This window comes from Kribbella sp. NPDC104740 (genome assembly GCF_055583505.1).
The window spans coordinates 842,175-860,124 of record NZ_JBVJNV010000003.1 but is presented as its reverse complement, the minus strand read 5'-3'; the positions used below and the strand labels follow the sequence as shown (position 1 = coordinate 860,124).

The 17,950-nt window shown below is 70.3% G+C and carries 18 protein-coding genes and 1 tRNA gene; 9 read left to right on the top strand and 10 right to left on the bottom strand.

The features are described from left to right. Positions 1-6 precede the first annotated feature (6 nt). From ACZ6Z4_RS20210 to ACZ6Z4_RS20200, 3 genes are all read left to right on the top strand, one after another. Positions 7-909, top strand: coding sequence for an alpha/beta hydrolase family protein (locus ACZ6Z4_RS20210; RefSeq protein WP_465566260.1), 903 nt, complete (start codon positions 7-9; stop codon positions 907-909). 66 nt (positions 910-975) lie between these two features. Further along, positions 976-1,470 (top strand): SigE family RNA polymerase sigma factor, encoded by a 495-nt coding sequence (locus tag ACZ6Z4_RS20205; RefSeq protein WP_465566257.1) that lies wholly within the window; start codon positions 976-978, stop codon positions 1,468-1,470. Positions 1,471-1,488: 18 nt separating this feature from the next. Beyond that, positions 1,489-2,232 (top strand): hypothetical protein, encoded by a 744-nt coding sequence (locus ACZ6Z4_RS20200; protein WP_465566254.1) that lies wholly within the window; start codon positions 1,489-1,491, stop codon positions 2,230-2,232. Here ACZ6Z4_RS20200 and ACZ6Z4_RS20195 read toward each other — a convergent pair. Further along, complete coding sequence (locus tag ACZ6Z4_RS20195; protein ID WP_465566251.1) at positions 2,213-2,686, bottom strand: P-loop nucleotide/nucleoside kinase family protein; 474 nt, start codon at positions 2,684-2,686, stop codon at positions 2,213-2,215. The genes ACZ6Z4_RS20200 and ACZ6Z4_RS20195 overlap by 20 nt on opposite strands. 52 nt (positions 2,687-2,738) lie before the next feature. Between ACZ6Z4_RS20195 and ACZ6Z4_RS20190 the strand changes: the two genes are divergently transcribed. Beyond that, positions 2,739-3,797, top strand: a complete 1,059-nt coding sequence (locus ACZ6Z4_RS20190) for a DNA polymerase III subunit beta family protein (protein WP_465566247.1) — start codon at positions 2,739-2,741, stop codon at positions 3,795-3,797. On the opposite strand, the gene ACZ6Z4_RS20185 is transcribed toward ACZ6Z4_RS20190, so the two are convergent. Next, positions 3,794-4,543, bottom strand: coding sequence for a CPBP family intramembrane glutamic endopeptidase (locus ACZ6Z4_RS20185; protein WP_465566244.1), 750 nt, complete (start codon positions 4,541-4,543; stop codon positions 3,794-3,796). The genes ACZ6Z4_RS20190 and ACZ6Z4_RS20185 overlap by 4 nt on opposite strands. A gap of 1 nt (position 4,544) precedes the next feature. Next, complete coding sequence (locus tag ACZ6Z4_RS20180; RefSeq protein WP_465566241.1) at positions 4,545-5,135, bottom strand: TetR/AcrR family transcriptional regulator; 591 nt, start codon at positions 5,133-5,135, stop codon at positions 4,545-4,547. A 172-nt stretch (positions 5,136-5,307) separates the two neighbouring features. Between ACZ6Z4_RS20180 and ACZ6Z4_RS20175 the strand changes: the two genes are divergently transcribed. Next, positions 5,308-7,152 (top strand): DUF8094 domain-containing protein, encoded by a 1,845-nt coding sequence (locus ACZ6Z4_RS20175; RefSeq protein ID WP_465566239.1) that lies wholly within the window; start codon positions 5,308-5,310, stop codon positions 7,150-7,152. Between the two features lie 54 nt (positions 7,153-7,206). After that, positions 7,207-7,818, top strand: coding sequence for a G5 domain-containing protein (locus tag ACZ6Z4_RS20170; RefSeq protein ID WP_465566236.1), 612 nt, complete (start codon positions 7,207-7,209; stop codon positions 7,816-7,818). Here ACZ6Z4_RS20170 and ACZ6Z4_RS20165 read toward each other — a convergent pair. Further along, a complete protein-coding gene (locus ACZ6Z4_RS20165) occupies positions 7,815-10,343 on the bottom strand; it encodes a polysaccharide lyase family 8 super-sandwich domain-containing protein (protein WP_465566233.1) in 2,529 nt (842 codons plus the stop codon). The two genes, ACZ6Z4_RS20170 and ACZ6Z4_RS20165, sit on opposite strands and share 4 nt — an antisense overlap. A gap of 265 nt (positions 10,344-10,608) precedes the next feature. Between ACZ6Z4_RS20165 and ACZ6Z4_RS20160 the strand changes: the two genes are divergently transcribed. After that, positions 10,609-11,295, top strand: a complete 687-nt coding sequence (locus ACZ6Z4_RS20160) for an SDR family oxidoreductase (protein WP_465566230.1) — start codon at positions 10,609-10,611, stop codon at positions 11,293-11,295. On the opposite strand, the gene ACZ6Z4_RS20155 is transcribed toward ACZ6Z4_RS20160, so the two are convergent. Beyond that, a complete protein-coding gene (locus ACZ6Z4_RS20155) occupies positions 11,292-12,521 on the bottom strand; it encodes a DUF6652 family protein (protein WP_465566227.1) in 1,230 nt (409 codons plus the stop codon). The genes ACZ6Z4_RS20160 and ACZ6Z4_RS20155 overlap by 4 nt on opposite strands. Before the next feature lie 224 nt (positions 12,522-12,745). Beyond that, positions 12,746-12,819, bottom strand: a tRNA-Gly gene (locus tag ACZ6Z4_RS20150). A 224-nt stretch (positions 12,820-13,043) separates the two neighbouring features. Here ACZ6Z4_RS20150 and ACZ6Z4_RS20145 point away from each other — a divergent pair. Both ACZ6Z4_RS20145 and dcd read left to right on the top strand, forming a co-directional pair. After that, positions 13,044-13,481 (top strand): MarR family winged helix-turn-helix transcriptional regulator, encoded by a 438-nt coding sequence (locus ACZ6Z4_RS20145; RefSeq protein ID WP_237771578.1) that lies wholly within the window; start codon positions 13,044-13,046, stop codon positions 13,479-13,481. A 214-nt stretch (positions 13,482-13,695) separates the two neighbouring features. After that, positions 13,696-14,271, top strand: coding sequence for a dCTP deaminase (dcd, locus tag ACZ6Z4_RS20140; protein ID WP_465566219.1), 576 nt, complete (start codon positions 13,696-13,698; stop codon positions 14,269-14,271). On the opposite strand, the gene ACZ6Z4_RS20135 is transcribed toward dcd, so the two are convergent. The 4 genes from ACZ6Z4_RS20135 to ACZ6Z4_RS20120 all read right to left on the bottom strand — a co-directional run bounded on the left by ACZ6Z4_RS20135 (position 14,268) and on the right by ACZ6Z4_RS20120 (position 17,945). Beyond that, positions 14,268-15,728, bottom strand: coding sequence for a hypothetical protein (locus ACZ6Z4_RS20135; protein ID WP_465566216.1), 1,461 nt, complete (start codon positions 15,726-15,728; stop codon positions 14,268-14,270). The genes dcd and ACZ6Z4_RS20135 overlap by 4 nt on opposite strands. An 18-nt stretch (positions 15,729-15,746) precedes the next feature. Further along, complete coding sequence (locus tag ACZ6Z4_RS20130) at positions 15,747-17,264, bottom strand: hypothetical protein (RefSeq protein ID WP_465566213.1); 1,518 nt, start codon at positions 17,262-17,264, stop codon at positions 15,747-15,749. A gap of 104 nt (positions 17,265-17,368) precedes the next feature. Beyond that, complete coding sequence (locus ACZ6Z4_RS20125; protein WP_465566210.1) at positions 17,369-17,722, bottom strand: HopJ type III effector protein; 354 nt, start codon at positions 17,720-17,722, stop codon at positions 17,369-17,371. Between the two features lie 4 nt (positions 17,723-17,726). Further along, on the bottom strand, positions 17,727-17,945 hold the full coding sequence (locus ACZ6Z4_RS20120) for a hypothetical protein (RefSeq protein WP_465566207.1): 219 nt from the start codon (positions 17,943-17,945) through the stop codon (positions 17,727-17,729). Between the last annotated feature and the right edge of the window lie 5 nt (positions 17,946-17,950).

Sequence of the window (17,950 nt, the reverse complement as noted above, 5' to 3'; positions counted from 1 at the left end):
CGGCGCATGATCGTGTCGTCGGAGGTCGAGGTGGACGGTCGGCGCGGGTTGCTGACTGTTCCTGGTGATCAGGTGGTGCGCGGCGGCGTGGTCGCGCTGCACGGGTCGAGCAGTTCGTCGTACCGGCAGGTGATCTTCGAGCACCTCGCCGCGACGGTCGCGCCGCTGGGGATCGCGGTGCTGAGCTTCGAGCGGGCCGCTTGGGGGCGGGACGACGTGGACATCCCGTTCGGCGTTCAGGCTGCCGGGGCGGTGGCGGCGTACGACGTCCTGCGGGGCCTGTACGACGTGCCGATCGCGTTCTGGGGAATCAGCCAGGGAACGTGGATCGCCGCGCTGGCCGCGCAGGAGCGAGTCGCGGAGTCGCTCGTGCTGCTGGGGTGCTCGGGCGTGAGCCCGGCTGAGCAGATGAGGCACGCGACGGCGGAGGCTGTGCGACGGGCCGGGTACGACGAGGAGGCGGTGGGGCAGGCCGTCAGCATTCGCGACGCGGTGGCCGACCTGCTGCGCAGCAGTGCAGAGCCGGAGGAGCCCGCGAGTGCGGACCGAGCAGCGGTGGTGAAGTTGCTGCGGCGCTCCGCGGGGGAGCCGTGGTTCGACCTGGTCGGACTGACCGCCGACGACCTCACCGGCGACCTCCCCGTCTGGCACGAGCTCGACTTCGCCTCCGAACCCCTCTACGCGACCGTCCGCTGCCCGGTCCTCCTCATCCACGGCGCCGACGAGGCCAACCTCCCGGTCCCGGAGACCCTCGACGTCTGGCGCCGAGCCGCCGCCACCTCAGGCAACGACCGCGTCGAGCACGTCCTCGTCCCCGACGCCGGCCACTGGCCCGGCACCCCCGACCGCACCCTGGACGGCATCAGCCCGGCGTACACGGAAATCCTCCGCAACTGGTTCCGCGCCTGATTCCAACCCTTTCCGCGCCGGCGCGCTCTGAGGTGGGTGTCGGCAGGTGAGCGGCTAGGAGGCCGGATGGAACGCGACCAGGGGTTCGCCGAGTACGCGGCGACCCACCAGCAGCGGATGTACCGGCAGGCGTACCTGCTGACCGGCGATCTGCACCAGGCCGAGGACCTCGTGCAGACCACGCTGCTGAAGCTGTACCGCGCCTGGCCGCGCGCCTCGCGGGCGGAGTACCTGAAGGCGTACACGTCGAAGACGCTGGTCCGCACCTACCTGCACGGACGGCGTCAGCGGCGCCGCGAGGCAGAGCTCAACCGCCTGCCCGAGCCAGGGCGGTCCGCGGACGCGACGGAGCTGCGGCTGACGCTGCTCGCCGCCCTGGCCGAGCTGCCACGCAAGGCGCGGGCGGTCGTCGTACTGCGGTTCTGGGACGACCTGAGCGTCGAGCAGACCGCGGAGATCCTCGGCTGCAGCCAGGGCACGGTGAAGTCGCAGAGCAACCGCGCGCTGCGGCTGCTGCGCGAGCGGCTCGGCGGCGACTTCCACATCCTGCAGGGGCACTGAGCGATGGAGGACGAGACGATGAGTGACCAGCAGCTGAAGGACCTGCTCGAGCACCTCACGGAGCCGGTGCGGGATATGGACGACGCGGTACCGGTCAGCCTGGAGCGTGGGCGGCGGAGCGTACGGCGTCGGCGGCTCGTCGCTGGTGGCGCGCTGGTCGCGGGGGCTGCCGCGGTGGTGGTCGGGACGGTCGCGGTGAGCGGAGCGATCGGTGTCCGCGGCAACGAGTACGGGCTGGCCGCGCCGGCGGCGTCGCCGTGGCAGGAACCGCCGATCGGGCCTGAGCAGCGGGAGTTCCAGCGCCGGGTGGCGGTGGAGCTGGACCGGTTGCTGCCGGCGCGGTTCGGGAAGGTCGTCGCTGACGTCGACTTCGACCGCTACCAGGTAGCGGTGGCCGGGGCTTCGATTCCGATCATCTTCACGGTAGGCGCTCCACGGCTCGACTTGCCGCCGGTCTGTGCGAAGGGCAGCCCCGCCAAGTCCTGCGTCGCCGCCACCGTCCAGCCCGGTGCCTATCCGGCGACGGCCAGTCACGGGTTCCTTGTCGACGCTGCTGAGAAGACGCTTGCGATCCCCACGGCGCGGATGCGCCTCGGCTCGTACGACCTGACGCTCGAGCTGATCCCGGTGATCGGGTCGGGGGTGGAGGTCCCGATCAGCGACCAGGAACTGCTGAAGGTGGTCACCGATCGGGCCTTCGTCGCGCTCGCGCTGGAGTGGGCGTCGCGCCCGGAGTGGATGGCTACTCCTGGACCCAGGTGAGGATCTCGCCGGCGGAGTCCTCCGGGGTGCCGTCGCCGGTGACCGACCGGGGGACGAGCTTGCGGATCTCGACGGCGTCCAGGAGGGCGTCGTCGATCTCGTCGGGGGACCAGCCGCGGGCGGCAAGGCGTTCACGGCGTACGGCGTCCGGGCAGTCGAGGTGGAGCCAGCGGCCTTCGGGGAGCTGGCTGGGGGTGATCGGGCCGAGGAGGAGCACCGAGACGCCCGATCGGCGGATCAGTTCGGTGATGCGGAGCCAGAGGGCGTTGTACGCCGGCCAGTGCGGCGCCGCGGCCTGTTCGTCGATCTTGATGCCGAGCAGCCGGCCCTCGTCGTCGAGCAGTTCGTCCATGTCGAGCACGACCAGCCGCTCGCCGCTGAGCCGGAGGAGCTCGGGCACGACTGTGGACTTCCCCGCCCCGGGCGCACCGGTCACGACGTACAACCTGGTCACCGGACCATTGTCCCCGCCGGCGGCCGGCGGCGCGCGTTGACCTTCGAGTGGGGTGAAGGTGTTGGATCAGGGGGTGGTGGACGACCTGCTGAGCATCAGCGCCTTCGCGCGCCGCGTCGGCCTGACCCCGAGCGCGCTGCGCTTCTACGACGACTGCGCGGTGCTGCGGCCGGCCGTGGTCGACGAGGGGAACGGGTATCGGTACTACGCGCTCTCGCAGGAGCCCCGCGCTCGGTTGTTGCGTGACTTGCGGGAGATCGACCTGCCGCTGCCCGAGGTGCGCCGGGTCCTCGACGGCGCTCCCGAGGCCGCGGCGGCGGTCGTCGAGGCGCACCTCCGTACGGTCGAACAGAAGGCGGTCAGCACCCGCCAGGCGGCCCAGCGAATCCTCGCCGACCTCACCAGCGCGCCGCCGCGCGTCACCCTCGGTGGCCCGGAGCTGGCGAGCGCCATCCGCCAGGTCACGCCTTCGGCGGCAACTGATCACCAGGCGGCTGCCCCCGCCTCTTTCCTGCCCGCTCTGCGTTGCGTTCGCATCGAGTTCGCCGAGTCCGAAGTCACCCTCGTCGCCACCGACCGCTACCGCCTCGCCATCCGCAAACTCCACCCCCAGTCCTTCGAAGGTACCCCTGCCGCACTCCTCGTCCCCGCCCCCGACCTCACCAACCTCTCCCGCTGGCTGGCCACCGCCGACACCATCACCCTCCAAGCCGGCGCCGCTCTCACCCTCACCACCCCGACGGACTCCCGCACCCTCACCCCCGTGGTCGCCGAGTACCCCGCCTACCAGGCAATCCTGGAGGGCCTCGAACCACCCGTCACCCGCGTCATCGTCGACCGCACCACCCTCACCGACCACCTCGGCACGGACGAGACAGTTGCCCTAAGCATCAACACCGACCAGGTCACCATCGCCGACCGTCACGTCGACGCGATCACCACCGGCCCCGCACTCGAAATCACCTTCACCACCCGCCTCCTGGCCGAGGCCCTCACCACCGGCGTCGGCCCCGACGTCCTCCTCGAGATCCACGCCCCCGACCGCCCCGTCGTCATCCGCTCCGCCGACCAGGGCACCTTCACCACCTTGGTGATGCCCCACGCCCGCTAGCCCGGCAGCGTGGTCAGCGTGCGGGCGACCGGCGCCGGGCGCAGCGCGCGGTGGGTGACGACCGCGGCCGCCGCCCACGCGAGACCCATCACGACCATCGGGAAAGCATGGCCTGTCTCCTCGTCGAACAGGGCGAACATCGCCAGGTTGACCGCGGTGTGGGCAACCGTCGCGATCGCGAGGTTCGTGCCGCGGGCGGTCTGCAGGACGGCGCCGAGGACCACCGACAGCGAGATCGTCATCAGCAGGAATGCGCCCATGAAGACCGGGCCGTTCGCGAAGCCGCCGACGTGCCAGACGCCCCAGAGGACGCCGACGGTCAGCGACGAGCGCAGTACGCCGTACCGGGTCTGCAGGTAGGGCTGCAGGTACGCGCGCCAGCCGAGTTCCTCGCCGGCGGAGCCGATCAGCATCGTCAGGGTCAGGGCCCAGAACGGGTACTTCTGCTCGTCGAAGTGCAGCGGCTGGCCGGCGATCACGTGGACGAGGACCGAGACGGCGATCGCCGCGGCCACGATGCCGACCACCAGCGCCGACTTCCGGGCGACCACGTCGACCGGTGTGAAGCGCGCCGCGACGGACGTCGTACGGCGGAACAGCAGGAACATCACCCCGACCGCCAGCGCCGGCGCGAACTGCACCAGCTCCAGCAGGTCGGGGTCGAGTCCGACGCCGCCCTGGAGCGCGATCATCACGCCGGACAGCAGCAGCGTGGCGACGTAGAAGACGGTGACGCGTAGGAACATCTCACTCCTCGTTCAGGTACGGCGCGAGCAGCAGATCGAGCTGGTCGCGCAGGAAATCGGTCAGCGTGCCCCACCCGTTCACGGCCCAGACCTGGAGCGCGCCGTTGAAGCAGACCAGCGTCAGCCGGGCCAGCGCGTCCACGTCGGCGGTCGGAACCAGCTCGCCGGCCTCCTGGGCGGCGCTGAGCATCCGGCGCGTGGTGTCGATGATCGCCGCCGAGTGCGCGAGCGCGTGCGCGCGGAACTCGGGGTCGGCGACGTCGAGCTGGACGAAGCCGAGCCCGTTGCCGAGCTGCTCGCGGCGCTCGATGTGGGCGACGCTCGACAGCGCGAAGTCGCGCAGCGCGGCCAGCGGCGACGTGTTGCGCGCCTCGGCCTCCTCGGCCGCCCGGATCACCATCAGCGGCGACCGCGCCGCGGACGCGAGCAGCAGCCCGCGCTTGGAGCCGAACCGCTGGATCAGCGTCGGTGCGGACAGCCCGGCCCGCGCTCCGACGGCCGCCAGGGTGAGCTTCAGCGGGCCGAGCTCGGCCAGTACGACGCGGGTCGCGTCGAGGACGGCGTCGTCGTCGATCAGGCGCGGGCGGGCCACGGCGTACTCCCCGGGTAGTTTATAAACGGCGATTCACTAACTCCGGAGACAGTAACAGATCGCTGCCCGATCAGTTATTCGTCAACGACGGCCGACCCTCGCCCTGTGGTTGGGTCTGTGCCGGTCGGTCCTCCGCCCTGGACCTGACATGTCGTCAACGGGAGCCCTACTCATGCGTTTCGCCCGCGTCACCCTCGGCCTGCCGCTCGCCCTGGTGGGGGTGGTCGCCACGCTCGCCGGGGCCGCCTCCGCGTTCTGGCTGGTCGGCCCGGACAGCACCGTCGAGACCGGTTCGCAGCGGCTGACCGGTCCCGGTCTCGCCGTCGCCACCGCCCCCGACCTGCTCGACCGGCACGGCTTCACGCTGCACGTTTCCGCGGCGGGGGAGCGGCCGGTGTTCGTCGGGGTGGGGCACGACCTCGATGTCAGCAGCTACCTCGGCGGGTCGGCGTACACGCGGGTGGTGCGCTTCGACCTGCCGTCGGAGCTCGGGACGCAGGAGATGAAGGGCGCCGTCGAGCGGCTGAACGCGCCGACCGGATTGGACTGGTGGGTCGCGGACGCGAGCGGCGCCGGGAAGCAGGCCGCCGAGTGGGAGACGCAGGACGGCCGGTACGACGTGGTGGTGATGAACGCGGACGGGTCGCCCGGGGTGGACGCGGTGGTGACGTTCGGGGCGGAGCTGAAGGGGCTGTTCGGGATCTGTCTGGTGGTGCTGGGGGTCGGGCTGATTCTGGTGTTCCTGGGGGTTTGGTTGCTGATGCCGCACAGGCGCAAGCCTGAGATCGTCGAAGAGCCGCAGACGCCGATGCCGTACGTCGTGCCGACGGTCCCGAGCCGGCCGGCTCCGGCTCCGCCGGTCGCGGAAGAGCCCGCGCCGGAGCCCGCCCCCGCGCCGGCCCCTGAGTCCGCACCGGCCCCGAAGCCTGCGCCGGCCCCGAAGCCTGCACCGGCCCCTGCGCCCGAGCCCGAGCCGCGCCCGGCGCCCGTGCCCGGGATTCCCCCGCAGTACCAGGCCCCGGCGTACTCCCCGCCCCGGCTGAAGCGCACGGCCACCGCCCTCACCGGCGGCCTGTTGTTGCTCACAGCAACCGGTTGCGTCGCCGTACCGGAGCAGAACACCAGCACCGGCCCCGCGACCCGCGCCGCCGTCACCGTCGCGGACGGCGTGGCCGTCGTCGAGCACTACAACACCGTCAACAACCAGGCCAACCAGTCCCGCAACGAGAAACTCTCCGAGTCGATCGAGGCCGACCCGACCCTCGCGATGACCCGCGCCGGCTACCAGATCGCCCGCAAGACCGCCGACACCGGCAAGGCCAAGCCGTTCACCTACACCGACCCCGCGATCGCCGCCCCGCAGTACGGCACCTACCCCATGCGCTTCGTCGTGGCCTCCGGCGTCTCCAACAGCCCCGAGAACAAGCAACTAGGCGTCTGGGAGCGCACCACCGCAGGCGACCCCTGGGTCCTCAAGTACTCGGTCTACCCCCGCGCGGCGATCAAACTCCCATCCCTGGAAGGCCTCCGGGCCCCCACCAAGTCGGACATGAACAAGCTCGCCAGCCTCCCCCAGTCAGCCGCCGCGAACCTCGCCGACTACCTGACCGCCGGCCCCACATCCCCCAAGTCCGCCCTCTTCACCCCGTCCCCCGGCACGACCGCCCTCCTCACCCAACGCGCCAAGGACAAGATCACCGACACCAAGAAGCCCTACATCTCCACCGCCACCGACACCTTCCGCCCCTCCGGGGACCCCCTCACCTTCATCACCACCGACGGCCACGCCCTCGTCTTCCTCGCCCTCACCGAGCAGTACCTCCAACACATCGAGCCCGGCTCCAACGCCTACTGGACCAGCGGCCCACCCACCGCCTTCAGCAGCTACGTCAAGTACACCCAAACCCTCCACCAGGACTACCTGCACCAGCTCGCGATCGTCATCCCCCCGAAGGGCCAGGGCAAACTCGAGATCCTCTCCCTGGACGGCCAACTCGTCGGAGCGGGCGGCAGCTGAAATCGCGGGTCGCGAGATCTTGTGGCCCCCGCACCGCAGGACGAAGGTGTGGGGATGGGTGGGAGATGGATCGTTGGACTGATGGGATTGGCGCTCGCGGTCGGGGGATGCGCGAGCGATGGGACGCAGGAGGGCGGAACGCTCGCGCCGATCGCGGGCCCGGTGAGCGAAGCGTCGCCGAGTCAGACGCCGACCAGTACGCCGTCGACCGCGCCGACGCAGCCGGTGCGGGTGAAGCCGGTGACCGTACGGCGGTTGGTGGTCGAGACGCGGGCGATCGCGTTCAAGCGGGTGACGAAGGATGACGCGTCGCTCGAGGTCGGGGTGCGGGAGGTGGTCACGCGCGGGCGGGCCGGGGTGCAGCGGCTGACGTACGAGGTGACGTTCACGGACGGCGTACAGGTGCGGAAGCGGCTGGTCCGGCAGGTGGTGACGCGCAAGCCGGTGACCGAGGTGACGGCGGTCGGGACGAAGACCGCTGAGCAGGACGGCGGTGGGTGCGACCCGAACTACAGCGGTGCTTGTGTGCCGATCGCCAGCGACGTGGACTGCTCCAGCGGGAAGGGCAACGGGCCCGCCTACGTGACCGGGCCCGTTCAGGTCGTCGGCGAGGACATCTACGGGCTCGACGCCAACAACGACGGTGTGGGCTGCGAGAACGGCTAGCGCAGGTCGGCTCGCACCGTTGCGCCGTGCGAGTGGTGGGTGGTGAAGGTCAGGCGGGTGCCCAGCAACGTGTGGGTCAGGCGGACGGCTGGGTTTGGGGTTGTCAGGGTGAGCCAGCGGCCGGGGACCGTCACCGGGATGGTTGTGCGGGTGAAGGTGGGGTCGGAGACGGCGAGGGTTAGCTGGCGGCCGTGTGAGCGGGCCAGGACGGAGGTCGGGCCGTCGAGGATCAGGCCGGGGAGTAGATGAGGGCCTGACGCGAAGGTGTTGGCGGCGGTGAGGGTGCCGGATTGGATCGCCTGGGCTCGGCGGGTGTTGGTGAGGATGCGGACCGGGCGGTGGCCGGCGAGTTGGGCGCGGGTGGCGTTGGGGAGGAGCGAGTAGGCGTGCGACGTCAGCTCGCCCGCGGCGTGGTCGAGGGTCAGGGAGAAGACGTTGCGGGTGACCGCGGTGTCCGGGTTCGACGTACGGATGACTCGGCGGCTTCGGGTGATCTGGTCCTGGGCGACGCGGGTCCGCAAAGAACCGTGGAAGTAGTAGCCGACTGACTGGGCGCCGTTGGAGTAGTGGAGCCAGCGCAGGTCGGCAGTCCCGGGCCCGGTCCAGCGGCGGCCGTTGCGGAGGGCCCCTTCGACAGTCGCCGGTACGACGGAAGGCCGCGCGTCCACAGTCGTCGTCGCCGCCCGCGAAGCATCACCGACGCCGGCGGCGAGGACGACGATCTGGTCGTCGAGCAGGAACCACGACTTCGTCGCCGACGCGTTGCGGTAGGTCACGAAGTCGTCTGGGAGCTCTGCGCGGTGCGCGTACGCGAAGTCGTCGGACTGCACCCACCCGACCGCCCCGAGGGCATCCAGCGTCGCGCCACCCGAGTGCCGGTTCGTGCCGACCGGGAAGTACACGTAGGTGTTCTGCGACTCCGACGACGCGGTGAAGTTCAGCGGGTGCGTCGGGTTGTCGTAGTACGCCGTCCCGTACAGCGCCGGCACCGACTGGCGCGTCTCGACCGGCGCGGTCACACCCGCGAGCCCGTACGGCGACACCGTGGTGAAGTAGTCGACGCCGTACGCCTGCGTCTGGTCCTGACCGGAGAGATACAGGTAGTACGCGCCGTCGCCCTGGAACCACGGCAGCAGGTTCTCGCCGCTCATGTACTCGTACTTGCTGATCCGCTCCGAGCTGCGCGCCAGCGCGAACGCGTAGCCGGGCCGCCGGTGCACGGTCTTGTCCATCGCGTTGAACGCCACCGATGATGCCGCCGGGTTCAGATCGGCAGGCACCACCGACGCGTCTGCGACAATCTCCGCGAACCGCCCGACGCTGACCGGCGACACGAAGCTGTTCGGGTTCAGCGTCGGCCGCGCGGTGAACTTCACGTACGACCGCAGCCGCGCCGCATCGGCCGCCAACGCGTAGTCGGCGAGGTCGACCACGGCCTCGATCACCACCGCGACGTCGTCGTACCCGGTCCCCGGCCGCGACACCGCGCGCCCCTTGACGATCTCCATCATCCAGCCCTCGAAGATCAGCGGCGCGAACCCGGTCTCGACCCAGCCCTGCACGACCTTCACCAGGTCCCCACTCGTCGCGTACGCCGTACCGTCGAGCAGCTTGACGGTCTGGACGACGCGGCTGAGCAGCCCCTTGCCGTACGAGCCGGTGTACGCGACCGAGCTGTGCTGGATGAACGACCCGTCCGCGTAGTACCCGTCGGTGACCCCGTGCTGCAGGTCGTACGGATCGATCGTCGCGAACACGGTGAACTGGTCCTGCAGCGCCTTCCGGATCCGCGCGTCGTCGCCGAGCAGCGCGCCCTGGACGATCCGGTTGGTGGTGATGTCGGCGAGGTTGGCGCCGGTGTGGAAGCGCGAGTCGAGGTTCACGTCGCCGTTGGTGCCGTTGCGCAGGTACGCGTCCATCGAGGCGACGTACGTCGTGACCAGGTCCTGCGGCGCGTCGAGCAGCGCGAGGGTCTTGCCGGCGAAGCCGGAGATGCCGATCTCCCAGGTGAACCAGTTGCCGTAGTACCCCTTCGCCTGGTCGCCGTAGTAGTTCGCATGCAGCCAGGTCAGTTTTTCGAGCACCCTGGCCCGGATCGCCGCGTTGCCCTGCAGTTCGGAGGCCGGACCGGGACGGCGTACGGCGAGCGCGATCTCGTACAGGTGCTGGTACGACGCGCTGAGGTTCGGGTCGCTGGTCCCGAGTGGGAGCCCGGCGAACGCCTCGGTCGCGCCCGCGCGGTCCATCGCGGACAGCCAGGTGCGAGCGGTCTGGTCCATCGCGGCGAGCTTCGCGGCGACCGCGGGCCGGGCGTTGGACTCGGCGGTCCCGGTGAAGATGCCGGCCAGGTTGGCCAGCAACTGCTCCGGACCGTCCAGCTGCTCGAGCCCGGCGGCGCCGGCCGTCAGACCACCGGGAGGCGACGCGGCCCCCGGTTCAGCCGCGGACGCGACCGCGGGATGGACCGCGGTCAGCAGCGTGGCGGCGGGGACGAACGACAGCAGGCGGCGGCGACTGAGCTCCACAACGACTCCCGGGCGAAAGGGAAGAACCTCACGCGCTGAGTCAACCAGCCGAAACTATCTTCCGGCAACCGTTTACCGCCGACTTTCCGCCGCGGTCTGCGCCGACTTTGGGCACCGGCCAGTCACCGAACCGGCTCTCCGGTGACTGGCCCGTGCCCAAAGATGCGCTTGCGGTGCGGGCGAGGGGCGGAACAGATCGGGGGTGGGGGCGGTTGGGGGTGGTGGTGTTCGGCGTGGGCCGGGCGACGAGTGGAAGGTGGGCGCAGTGGCCGAGGTGCTGGTGGTCGGGGGCAGCGGGGGACTGGGGTTGGCGATCGCCCGGAAGTACGCCGGGCAGGGCGACTCCGTGGTGGTGACGAGCCGGACCAAGACCGGTGCCGACGAGGCGGCCGCGCTGGTCGGCGGCGCGACCCGCGGGATCGCGGTCGACCTGGCGCAGCCGGAGACGATCGAGTCGGCGCTCGCCGAGATCACCGCGGTCGATCACCTGGTCGTCACCGCGATCGCGCAGAGCGGCAACACACTCGCCGCGTTCGACCTCACCGACGCGGTGACGGCGGCCACGGTCAAGCTCGTCGGGTACGCCGAGGTGGTGCGCGTGCTCACCGACCGGTTCCGGCCGGGCGCGTCCGTCGTACTGCTCGGTGGGCTCGCGAAGTACCGGCCCTACCCGGGGTCGACGATGGTGACCGCGACCAACGGCGGCGTCTCCGCACTGGCTCGCACGCTGGCCGTCGAGGCCGCGCCGGTGCGCGTCAACGTGCTGCACCCGGGTGTCGTCGGCGACAGCCCGAAGTGGAGCGGTACGGACACGGCGCACGTCGCGGCCCGGACGCCGATCGGCCGGACGATCACGGTGGAGGAGGTCGTCGACGCCGTCGACTTCCTGCTCCGCAACGGCGCCGTCAACGCGGTCGACCTGGAGCTCGACGGCGGGATGCGCGTTCTCTAGACCCGAGAAGGAACAGTGGCGGCCGCACGGCCGCCACTGAAGACGGCCAGCGCACTGACGATGTCGGCGACGAACAGAAGATGCAGCACCGTGTTCACCACGCCGTACCGCGGACTCACCGCGCGCCGCCGCATCATCAGCGCCAGGCACGCGATCCCGAAGATCGACGTCGGCAGCAACATCAGGTAGGTCCCGATCACCGTCGGCACCAACCCGGCCGACGTGAACGCTGCCACGAACGCGATCCCGCCCGGCCCACCGAAGAAGATGATCGCCCCGCGCGTCACCACGATCGGCAGCAGCGTCAGTCCGAGCACGAGGACCGCGCTCAGCACGAAGTTCTGCACGAACAACGGGATCATCACAAGCTTCACCGTCCGCGCCGACCGCCGCAGCGCCTCGAGATCGCCGGCCAGGAACTGCCGGACAGCGGTCCGGAACGCGATCAGCGGAACCACCGGCAGCACCACGAGCAGCACGAACTCGGCCGGCGGCACGAGCGCCAGCCAGAACAGCCCGGCCGCGAAGAACATCCCCGGCGGATTCCACAGGTAGATCACCGCGACGAACAGCAACCACACCGTCGCCAGCCCCGAGCCGACAGCAAGCACCCCGGTCAAGAGATTCCGCGAAACCTTGCCCGGCTCCCGCGCCACCCCGAGCAAATGCCGCGCCGTCTCGACGACGACGATCGTGCCCAGCACGTCGACGACGAAAAGAAACTGCAGCGTCAGGTTGACCCCGAAGCACACCGGCCCGACCCTGTCGTTCTTCCGCAGCACCACCAAACACCCGACGCCGTACGCCGACGTCGGCAGGAACGCCAGATAGGTCAGGACGACGAACAGCACCGCCATCACGAACCCGTCGAGCCCGAGCCGGTCCAAGTCGTCGGCGCCCTGCACTACCACCGCACCCGCTAGCGCCACGAAGTTCAGCACGAAGAACGGCACCGACACGAGCTTCACGAAGTTCGCGGCCTGCTGCAGCGTGGCGAGATCGCGCCGCCGGGTCAGGCGGGACGCGTCGGCGACGACGAAGATCCCGAGCACCAGGTGCACCGCGAGCCAGCACCCGAGTACGGCGTACGCGACGTGCAGGTCGGCAGGATCGGAGATCCGGAACGGCCGCTTCAGCACGATGCCGGCGGCCACGACGGCGGTCAGGATCGCGCCGAGAACCAGCCATCCGCCGAGCACCCGGGCCGGCCCGGTCGTCCGCGTCATCTTCTCGCCCCCAGTGGTCGCGGCCGGTGCGCCGCCTGGACATCCTCGCGCCGCCGTGGGTCATTCCGCGGGTGGTTGCCGGGGGCTACCCGCTGTGGGTGTGATCAAACCCGGTGGTCAGTTGATGTTCGAATAGGCCGTGTCGCGGCCGCCCGGAAAGTGAAAAGGCGCCTCCCGGTTTCGGGAAGCGCCTGGAGGTGCTGGTCAGGACATGAGCCCTGGGATGGAGCGGGTGACGGGAATCGAACCCGCACTGTCAGCTTGGGAAGCTGATGTTCTGCCATTGAACTACACCCGCACGCCTGCAACGCAGTGGATCATACCCGGTTCCCCGGGCGGTTTGCACAGGGGGTGCGCTGGGGAGTTTTCCACAAAGCAGTGCCCAAGGGCTGGGCAGAGCGCCCGAACTCTGGCAGATTAGAACGCGTTGCCGGGGGCAACAATGGACGCAACGTGAGGATGCGGTCCTGACCAGGACCGGACAAGATGGTTGCGGGGCAACTGCACAGAAGGGGTGAAGAGGTGGCAACTGACACTAACGACGCGCTGGACAACCTGGAACGGGAGCTCGTCACGATGGCGCGCCGGCTGCGAGGTCTGCAGCGGACGCTGTCCGACGAGGCGCACCCGGACCTGGAACCGGCCCAGTACGCGTTGCTGAACCACGTCGAGGAACTGGCACCGGTCCGGATGGCCGACCTGGTGGCAGCACTCGAGGTGGACAAGGGTCCGGTCAGCCGGGCCTGCGCACGGCTGGAGGAGGAAGGCCTGCTCAAGCGGGCGGCGGACAAGTCCGACGCACGCGCGACGCTGCTGACGCTGACCGCGAGCGGCAAGCGCAAGCTCGCCGCGGCCCGCAAGAAGCGGCACAAGGTGATCGAGGACCTGCTCAAGGACTGGTCCCCGACGCAGGTGAAGACCTTCGCCAACCAGGTCTCGAAGTTCAACAAGCTGGCCTGAGGCCGGTACGACGAGCCGCCCGGCCCACCAGGTCGTGGCGGAGGCTGTTGCCGACGGCCCGTTCGGGTGCCGTGTTCCGGAGAGCTGAGGGGTCCGGACCGGGGCGTACCCGAGTCGACGGGGAGCGACCAGGGCCGTCGCCAGTACGTTGTTGTGAGCGGCACGGAGGTGTCCGGCCTGCCCTGCACGGGCCGGCCTGCGCTACTGTGCCTGCGTGCTGCTCTCCGACCGCGACATCCTGGCCGAGCTCGAGGCGAAGCGGGTCCAGCTGGACCCGTTCGACGCTGCGATGGTCCAGCCGTCCAGCGTCGACGTACGCCTGGACCGGTACTTCCGGGTCTTCGAGAACCACAAGTACCCGCACATCGACCCGGCCGAGGAGCAGCCCGACCTGACCCGCACGGTCGAGCCGATCGGCGACGAGCCGTTCATCCTGCACCCGGGCGAGTTCGTGCTCGGTTCGACGTACGAGCTGGTCACGCTGCCCGACGACGTCGCCGCGCGGCTGGAGGGCAAGTCCTCACTGGGCCGGCTCGGCCTGCTCACGCACTCGACGGCCGGCTTCATCGACCCGGGCTTCTCCGGGCACGTCACGCTGGAGCTGTCGAACGTCGCGACGCTGCCGATCAAGCTCTGGCCGGGCATGAAGATCGGCCAGCTCTGCTTCTTCCGGCTCTCCTCACCGGCCGAGCACCCGTACGGCTCCACGAAGTACGGCTCGCGCTACCAGGGGCAACGCGGGCCGACACCTTCGCGGTCGCACCAGAACTTCCACCGCACCGATATCTAGCCGACGGCCTTCGAGACCACCAGGATCTTCTCGGTGTTCCGCGGGGCCTTGTTGCCGGGGTCCTGCAGGTAGACGCTGCCGTACTTCGAGACCATCGCCGGTGACTTCGGCTCGCCGAAGATCAGCGAGGTGTCACCCCAGCCGCCGAGGTTCCCGGACCCGTACGTCGGGGCGCCGTTGTCGCTCGGCGTCGACCCCTCGGTCGGCGTCGCACCCTCGCTCGGCGTCGCGCTCGGGACGGCGACGTCCTGGCCGGTCTTCGCGTCCAGCAGGATCGCCTGCTCGTCGGCGGTCCCGTAGACCATCCCGTTGTAGATCGCGGTCACCTCGGGGACGATCCGGTTGGCGGTGGCGTCGTACTTCCAGGCCACCTGGCCGGTGCTGTCGTCGAAGCCGATGATCCCCTTCTGGCCGTTCATCGGGCGGTTGCAGACCACCGCGGCGACGTGGTCGGAGAAGCACGCACCGCCGTCGGTCCGCTCCTTGGAGTCCGGCAGCTTCGACTCGACCACCGCGCCGGTCGCGATGTCGACGGCGTAGAACGAGCTGATGAAGTGGTCCTTCACGTACCCGGTGCCGGTGAAGTACGCGTGCTTGCCCCCCGACCCCTGCCCGCTCAGGTAGTTCATCGCCGGCACCGGCACGGTCTTCTTGACCGCCCCGGTGAGCGCGTCGACCTGGACGATCTGGTTCGTGGTGACGCCCTCGCCGACCTGGCCCTTCGCGGCCACGATCGTGCCGTTCAGGACACCGGCCGCCCGGATCCCCGGGATTGTGGTCGCCTTCTTCGTCGCCGGGTCGGCGAACACGGTGAACTCGCGGATCTTCGCCGACCGGTCCGGCGACGACACCGTGACCCCGATCGCGATCTGCCCGGTCGCCGCGTCGTACGCCGGCCGGTAGAAGTCGGCGCCGCTGTTGCCCGGCCCGAGCAGCGTGCTCAGGTCGGCGACCGCGGTGGCGAGCACGTCACCCTCGGACGGGTCGATCCACTGCACAGTCACCTGCCCGTGCGACTTCTGCGTCCCGCTGCCCTGCACGATCTGCGTGTACGCCGTGGCGACGGCCTCCTTGCCGTTCACCTGCACGGCCAGCGGCGCGATGAAGTCGTTGGTCGTCGTGGTCGGTACGTCGGATGCCGGGACCTCCCAGCTGTTCGCGCTCAGCGTCCGCGCGGTCAGGCCGCTGCGCAGCGCGTACAGGGAGGCCTCGCCGACCATGCCGGCCGCGATGTTGAACATGTTCGACTGGCCGGTGTTGCCCTGCGCCAGCGCCGACACCGGCGCGAACGCTTTCGGCGGGTCGAAGGTGGCCAGGTCCGGGCCGGTCGGGGTCGACGAGGCGGACGGCGTGCCGTCGCTCGCGGAGGGCTGGTCGGTGGACTTGGGGTCGTCCCCGCCGCTGCAGCCGGCCAGCAGCGTGGCGGCAACAGTTGCCATGATCAACGGTCGCAGCATTCGTTTGTCTCCCACGGTTCAGCCGATCGCTTTCAGGACCTGCAGGGTGCCCGCGACGTCGCTCGACAGCTCGCCCTCGCGCAGGTAGGCGGCGCCGTACTCGGAGACGCCGACCGGTGACATCAGCTCGAGGTCAGGAGTCGCCGGGAGCAGGCCCGCGCCCGGCGTGGCCGACGGCGTGTCGGTGGGCGTCGGGGTGTCGGTCGGCGTCTGGTCGCCGCCCGGGGTGCTGCTCGCGTCGGGGGAGGCGGTGTCGCTCGGCGTACCGGTCGGAGTCGGCAGCGGGACGTCCTGGCCGGTGAGAGCGTTGATCAGGACCGGCTTCTGCTGGACGGTCGCGTAGACCATCCCGTGGAAGGCCGCGGTGACCTGCGGGACGACCCGGCCGGGGCTCTTCGCCGTGTAGCCCCACGTCTTCTTGCCGGTGCTGTCGTCGAAGCCGACGATCTCTTCCTCGCTCGCGCCGTCCTCGGTGTCGCAGACGACCGCGCTCCGGCCGTCGGCGTGGCAGTCGTAGCCGTACAGGTACCGGGTCTCCTTCACCGCGGCCTTGGTCTGTACGACGGTCCCGGTGGCCGGGTCGACCGCGTAGATGCTGCCGACGTACTCACCGAGGCCGTAGGCGCCGATGCCCTTGGTGTACTTCTGCCCGTACAGGTAGGCGTACTTGCTGCCCAGGGCGCCGGTCGGTTCGAGACCCTCCAGCCCGGGCAGCAGCCCGGACTTGGTCACCTTGCCGGTCGCGGCGTCGACCAGGGCGAGCGTCCGCCGGGTGTTGTCCTTGCCCTGGGCACCGACCATGACGCCCTTGCCGAGACCGGCCGGCTTCATGAACGGGACCGCGACGCCCTTCTTCGTGCCCGGGTCGGCGATCACCGTGATCACGCCGGACTTGGCGCCGATCAGGCTGGCCGGTGCGACACCGACCGCGACCTGCCCGGTGGTCGCGTCGACCGCCAGGTCGGTGAAGCCGCCGGGAAGGCCGCTGTTCACCTCGGCGTCGCCGAGCAGCGGGGTCACGTCGACGGTGGCCTCGGAGATCGGCTTGCCGTCGGCCGGGTCGAGCCAGCGGAACAGCGCCTGGACGCTGGGCTTCTGCGTCCCGCCGCCCTTCACCCGCTGGTAGTACGCGACCGCGACGGCGGACTTGCCGTCGAGCTGGACGGCGACCGGTTCGGTGGCGTCGTTGGTGAGGACGCTCTCGTCGGTGGTCTCGGTGGTCGGGGTCTGCCAGGGCTTCTCGCCGGTGTTCAGGCTCTGGCCGTAGGCGGCGCTCAGGCTGTTCGCGACGGCCGTCGTACCGATCATCGCGACCTGCGGAGCGAACGAGCTGCGGCCCTTCTCCTCGGCCAGCGACGAGGCCGCGACGGCCTGGAAGGCCTTCGGCGGGTCGAACGCCGTGGGCGCCGGCGGCGTCGGCGTACCGGTGGTCTGTCCGCCGCCGTCCTGCGGGGTGTCGGTCGACTTGTCGTCCCCGCCGCTGCAGCCGGCCAGCAGCGCGGCCGCGGCTGTGACGGCGAATACCTGACGCAACATCTTTCGTTCTCCCCGGGCCGTTACCGGCGGAACGCGAGTGTCCCGCCGCGCTCACGGAACGCTAGCAGCGCGACCGGTTCCCCGGAGGGGGTGGAGCGCACCGATCAGATTGCATCTTCCTGCAACCTCCGCAGCGGCAGCTCCTCGAACGTCACCGCCGCCAGCCCGCTGACCATCAGCCGCCGGATGTTCCCGTGCGCTTCACCTCCGGGATCGGCCAGCACGTCCCGGTAGTGCTCCCCGAAGGCCAGCAACGCCTGCTCGTCGCTGAGCCCTTCGAGCTTCGCCAGACCGAGCACTTTGCACGATCCCTCGTTCTGCCCCGCGGCGTTGTGCAGGTCGGCGTTGCTGAACGCCTGGGGCCGGTAGTCGTAGTGCTGGGCAACGAAGTCCAGCGTGCCGGCGAACTGGTGCTTGCCCGACTCGACGCTGCTCAGGAAGTCCTTCAGGTTCGTCATGGAGTCAGCGGACCACAGACAGACCGGGCCTGCGGTGGCGGGGTTGGGGTTCGAGACGGTCGGCCAGCCGGCGCAGGGCGCCGGCCAGCTCGCGTCGCGGGGCGTTGACGCCGTACTTGCGCTCGTGGTCGGCGCGGTTCTGCTTGCGCAGGGCCCGCAGCTCGGCCTGACGGAGCTGTTCGGCGACCTGGTGGCGCGCGATTTCCTGGTGCTCGGTGATCATCGTGC